General features: G+C 60.3%; 5 protein-coding genes and 3 pseudogenes. 5 read left to right on the top strand and 3 right to left on the bottom strand.

The window, feature by feature from the left end; translation table 11 throughout:
- From OA56_RS09520 to OA56_RS09500, 5 genes and pseudogenes are all read left to right on the top strand, one after another.
- Positions 1-365: pseudogene (locus OA56_RS09520) on the top strand (ParM/StbA family protein); the annotation flags it as partial.
- A gap of 247 nt (positions 366-612) precedes the next feature.
- Positions 613-2,490, top strand: coding sequence for a tyrosine-type recombinase/integrase (locus OA56_RS09515; RefSeq protein WP_141054891.1), 1,878 nt, complete (start codon positions 613-615; stop codon positions 2,488-2,490).
- The gene (locus tag OA56_RS09510) at positions 2,453-3,103 is read left to right on the top strand and encodes a uracil-DNA glycosylase (protein WP_461584937.1); all 651 of its coding nucleotides are present in this window, start codon (positions 2,453-2,455) and stop codon (positions 3,101-3,103) included. The genes OA56_RS09515 and OA56_RS09510 overlap by 38 nt, the downstream gene beginning before the upstream one ends.
- Positions 3,093-3,311 carry a WGR domain-containing protein gene (locus tag OA56_RS09505; RefSeq protein WP_461584935.1) on the top strand — a complete coding sequence of 73 codons (219 nt, stop codon included), beginning with the start codon at positions 3,093-3,095 and terminating at the stop codon, positions 3,309-3,311. Before OA56_RS09510 ends, OA56_RS09505 begins: the two co-directional genes overlap by 11 nt.
- Positions 3,292-3,639 (top strand): annotated as a pseudogene (locus OA56_RS09500) (VRR-NUC domain-containing protein); the annotation flags it as partial. The gene OA56_RS09505 and the pseudogene OA56_RS09500, both read left to right, overlap by 20 nt.
- 22 nt (positions 3,640-3,661) lie before the next feature.
- Here the strand turns inward: OA56_RS09500 and OA56_RS09495 are convergent.
- From OA56_RS09495 to OA56_RS09485, 3 genes and pseudogenes are all read right to left on the bottom strand, one after another.
- Positions 3,662-3,796, bottom strand: a complete 135-nt coding sequence (locus OA56_RS09495) for a hypothetical protein (RefSeq protein ID WP_461584939.1) — start codon at positions 3,794-3,796, stop codon at positions 3,662-3,664.
- Between the two features lie 338 nt (positions 3,797-4,134).
- Positions 4,135-4,673 (bottom strand): annotated as a pseudogene (locus OA56_RS09490) (transposase).
- A gap of 84 nt (positions 4,674-4,757) precedes the next feature.
- Positions 4,758-5,000 (bottom strand): hypothetical protein, encoded by a 243-nt coding sequence (locus tag OA56_RS09485; RefSeq protein ID WP_461584933.1) that lies wholly within the window; start codon positions 4,998-5,000, stop codon positions 4,758-4,760.
- Between the last annotated feature and the right edge of the window lie 124 nt (positions 5,001-5,124).

The raw sequence follows: 5,124 nt of genomic DNA, 5'->3' as shown, positions 1-5,124 counted from the left end.
GAAATTTACAGAAAAAAGGTTGCACAACCATTGCCAAGGATCACGGCACGGCGGTCAATACTGAGACTCTCGAAAACGCCATCCGCTCAGGCAAACCGACCGTTCTGGTGCTCGGTCAGCGCGTCGAGATAGCCCCCTACATCGAGCAGGCCACGAAGACGGTCGGCCCGGTCGTCGTCGAATCCATCCAGAAGTCGCTGCGCACGGAAAGCACGATGGTCGACCTCGTGGTCCTCGTTGGGGGTGGTGCCATGTTCTTCCGCGACGCGGTGCAGGCCGCCTTTCCACGGCTGTCCGTAGTTACGCCGGCGGATCCGGTGTTCTCCAACGCTCGTGGATTCTGGTTGATGGGGGCGGCTTTGTGAGCGGCATTCGGATCGTTCTTACCGTGACCCAGGCCAGTCCTGAGCTTTTTGCGGCATTGAAGGACGTTCCGGCCAGACTGCGGGCCGAGCGTGTCCGAACGCTCGCAACGCTCGGGATCGCTGCCATTAGCGGTGGAATCTCCGGTAAGCCGGCCATCGACCAACCTACCCAGACAGAAGTTGCACAACAGGATGCGCAGGCCTCGAGTCGAGCGCTGCGTTTCGCAAAGTCGCTAGGGGATGAGGTGTGACCAAAAAGATCGGTCGACATCACCTCGCTTTCTATCGTGGGTGGTTGCAGGGCCTCGATCTCAGGGATCTGGCCGACCGCTATCTCGAGACAGGGCTCGACTTGCGGCGCGCCAAATCTACGCTCACCTGGTTGCGGGATACTCTGAGCCAGGCTGCCCTGCGCCATGGCCGGCGCGGCGAAGCCCGCTTACTGCGCTTGCACTTGGCAGCCGAACCCATTCAGAAAGCGCATGCCATTCCCTCATTGGAGGACTTCCGCGCCGAACACGATCCTGACGGCTTCTACGATGAGGAGGAGCTGATCCAGCTCTATCTCGAAACGTTTCCCGAAGCCCGCGACAAGCGAGGCCGTCAGCGCCAGCGCTTGATCGAACGTCAACTCGCAGCCCTCGTCTGGATCGAAGACCTGCTTGTCACCGATCCAAATCCTGCCGATCCGGTATCCGCCTGGTTCGACAAGCAGGTGGCGAATCGGCTCGTTCTTGCCGGCATCCCGACCATCGGAGCCTTGATGGAGCGAATCCGGGATCGCGGCTATCGCTGGTGGGTCACCGTGCCGAAGTTGGGCGAAAAAGGAGCCTCCCGGATCGTCGCCTGGCTGCAAGGATATGAGTCGGCCTTGGGGGCGTTGCCAGAACATGCGATGACACCCATCCGCAGCCAACATGCACCATCGTTGGTTCGAGCGCGACCTCGGGAAACCGCCATCGTACCCATCGAGGCATTCGCGGCACCGCAGATGTTGTCTGGCGAAACCGGGTCCAACAGACATCCAGGCTCCCCCCGCATTCGGGCGGACAACGACCAAAAGGCCATCGAGTCCTGGCTTGCCACGAAATCGGGCAGCCCGCACACATCAAGAGCCTACCGCAAGGAAGCCGAACGGCTCCTTCTCTGGGCCGTGATCGAGCGCGGCAAGGCACTCTCAGATCTCACCGTCGATGACTGCGCACTCTATCGGGACTGGCTGTCCAGTCTTGGACGGACGAACCCTGAGCAGTGGCCCTTTCGGATTCCTCAAAGCGAATGGATCGGCAAGCGAAACACACACCGTTTCAGCCCGAACTGGCGACCATTCGACGGCCCTCTGTCCGCCGCGAGTGTCCGGCAGGCGTTGACGATCCTGTCGAGCATGTTCGAGTGGATGGTTCGTGTCCAGTATTGTATTTTCAATCCTTGGGACGCCGTGGGCCGGAAGCCGGCCGCACGCACGGACACGCCCAATGACGTGGAATTGACGCGGGTGTTCTCGACCGGCCAGTGGGACTACCTGATGACGTTCCTCGACGCCTTGCCTGCCGACGATGCGACATCCCGGCTGCGATTCGTGTTGCCCTTTGCCCAGGCCACAGGCTTGCGCCTATCCGAACTGGTGGATTCGAGCATCGGTCGGCTCTATACCATGCCGCTCAAGGAAGGTCTTGGCGTTCGCTGGATGCTCAAGGTGCTTGGCAAAGGCGGCAAGTGGCGGGCCGTACCTTTACCAAACAGGGTCATGGATCGCCTCCGGGAATACCTTGCATACCGCGGCCTCGATCCCGATCCGCTCGCCAATCCGCCCGAGACGCCGTTGATTTCCCGGCTGAGCAGCCAAGAGCCGTTGTCGGGAAGCGCCTTGTACAAGTCGTTGCGGACGGTATTCCATCGAGCGGCCGAAAGCTTGGTCGCAGATGGCAGGGACCAAGAAGCCAAGGCATTCCGCCGAGCCAGCGTTCATTGGCTGCGGCATACGTGCGGTGCGCATCTTGCATCGAGCGGGGTGCCAGTGAATCTGGTGCAAAAGCTTCTGGGGCACGCTAGCTTGGCGACCACCAGCATCTACACGGAGACGGACGATGAACAACTTTGGACCGAAATCGACGCGAGAGCATGAGTGCCGGCTGTGCCCAGAGCTCGTGGCAAGCCGTACCCAGATCGTCTTCCCGACGCCTTGCCCGCCAGGCGGCCTGCTCGCCATCGGCGAGGCTCCGGGCATGGAAGAGGATGACATCGGCGAAGGATTTGTCGGACGAGCCGGCCGCACCCTCGATGCCTTGCTGGTGCAACATGGAATCGAACGCAACCGGGACTACGGTGTAGCCAACATCGTCCGCTGCCGCCCGAAAGACAACCGCAAACCGTACAAACATGAGACCGATAACTGCCTGCTATGGCTATCGATTTTCCTGCTCAGGAACCGCCCCAAGGTTCTGTTGCTGGTCGGAAGCATGGCGACGGAAGTGTTCCTTGGCCCAGGGCCGCTGTACTGGCACATCGAGCGATCCAGAAAGTCTCCGGTTCTGCTCGCCAAGGATGCGCTCCCGACCCTGCGACATGCGATCCGGTTGCTGCACGGCATGCTGGACGGAGTTTTCGCCGTTCCCATGCCGCACACTTCCGGCATGGCGTGGAACCGCAGAGCGCCCAACGGGAAGATGTGGCGCGAGATTGGGGAGGAGCAGGTTGAACTGGCCGTCGAATGCCTGAAGTCATCGCATGTTACTTGAGTACAGGACCGACCGGCGCGGCTATACCATGTGGCTGGAACTCGACCTGTTCGGGTCCTTCGTGCTGTATCGGCGCTGGTACGGACTCTACAACCGTCGGGGAGGGATGAAACGCCAGGTGTTCGAGCGCGAAGAGGATGCACTGAGAGAAGTGCGCCGGATCATGTGCGTGCGGGAAAGGCACGGCTATGTGCCGGTCGGCCATTAGCAGAAGGCATTCCAGCCCACGGCGCCGCCTTGTCCGCGACGAAGAATCGTTGCACAAGGCCTGCGTCGAGCTGCTTGCGTGGCTCAGCAGCCGCCATCCCATTCTGCAATGGATGCTGCACGTTCCAAATGGCGGGAAGCGCCCGAAGGGAGAGGCGGGACGGCTAAAGGCGATGGGTGTGCGGCCCGGCGTGCCCGATCTCCTGCTGCCGATTCCCAGCGGCAACTGGTCCGGCCTCGCGGTGGAACTAAAGTCTCCTACCGGGCGGCTCTCGCCAGCCCAGGCCGCGTGGCTCGACCGGCTGGAGCAAGCCGGTTACCTCGTTGCCGTGTGCCGGTCGATTGATCAGTTCAAGGCTGTTGTCGATCGCTTTCTGTCCGGCCGGAAGCCATCTGACGCAACAGATCATGCAGGCGCTGGTTTTCCTGCCGCAACTCCTCGATCCGCGCCTCGTTCTCCCCCACCTGCTCCTTGAGTTTGAGCACAAGGGCTTCGGTTACAACATACAACATTATTCAAGTTAACATGGGCCGGTTTGTGTGGCATGCGTTGCGTAGTACTGACGGTTCTCTGGAAGTTTACTCGCCGATATGGTCGCGCAAAGAGAAGAACCGCGCGTTGGTTACTAACGGTGCAGTGGCGGTTTACTGAAAAGCCTTCTGGGGATGTAGCGTTTGGCGCCTGCTACTGGCGGTTCTCTGGCGGTTGTGTCGCTCTGCATACCAGAGCCGTCCTTTAGAGAACTGCTGAACCAACACCCCGATGCTCATTCCTCGGGACCTGATCCTCGTCTGGGTGTTGAATAACCCCCTTGCGCCTTGGTTCAGGACGCAATTTGGCTGTCTGGTGCCAAAAGCCAGCGTCGCGCAAGCACCAGATTGGCCAGCGCAAAGAGGGTGAAGAGCTGGGCAGTGTTCTTGGCCAAGCCCCGATAGCGGGTCTTGCGATGACGAAAGAGGTTCTTCACCACTTGAAAGGGGTGTTCGACCTTGGCGCGGACACTCGCTAGGTGAGCTGATGGGGCTTGAGTAGCGGGCGACACTTGAGCAGTGTCGTGGCATCAGGTGCCGCTTCCCGGCTCGGGTCGATGCCCACGAAGCGGCGAATCGCCTGGCTGTCGCAGATCGCGTCTTCGGTTCCCTCGTCGGACAGCCCGAAACAGTTCTGTACCACGTACATCCGAAGCATGCGCTCCAGCCCGATCGTCGGCCGGCCAGGCCCTTCATTCTTGGGGTAGAACGGATCAAGCGTCGCCACTAGCGCTTTCTAGGGCGTCACTGCCTCGAGTTGCGCCAGAAAACGGTCCCGGCGCGTCTGTTTCTTCTTCGCGGCATGCTCGAGTTCGGGACAGCTCGACTGCATGGCAGTCTCCCCCTCGGCTGGATGGTCTCCGGCATTATCCCAGGTCGGGTCGACATCGGGAAGGGGGGATAAATCAGCGTTTCCCTAATCGCTTGCCTCTGGGTGGCCCACGCCAAGCTTTTTCAGCATGCTGCGGACGTGAGCAAGGGAAACCTCTTCATGTCGGGTTGCCGCAAAACGTTTCAACAGGATCTCGTCGGCATCGACCAGAGTCTCTCCGTTCGGTCCTTCGTAGCGTTCTAGCGAGCCAAACTGTAAAAACGCATCGACCCATGAAACAGGGACATCCATCAGATCGGCCGCTTGCTGTCGAGTCAGTAGTCCCATCTCTTTTCTCGCTCTCAAGAAAGTTCGCAACCACGCGCACGATTAACTTCACCTAGAGCCGTCTCGATGACCGTGCTCGTCTCTGACAGGCGTCACTTTCCCGACTACTTCAGGAACCCCTCCT

The sequence above is a fragment of the Tepidiphilus sp. HLB4 genome (genome assembly GCF_054823945.1).
This window is presented reverse-complemented; position numbering and strand designations above follow the sequence as displayed.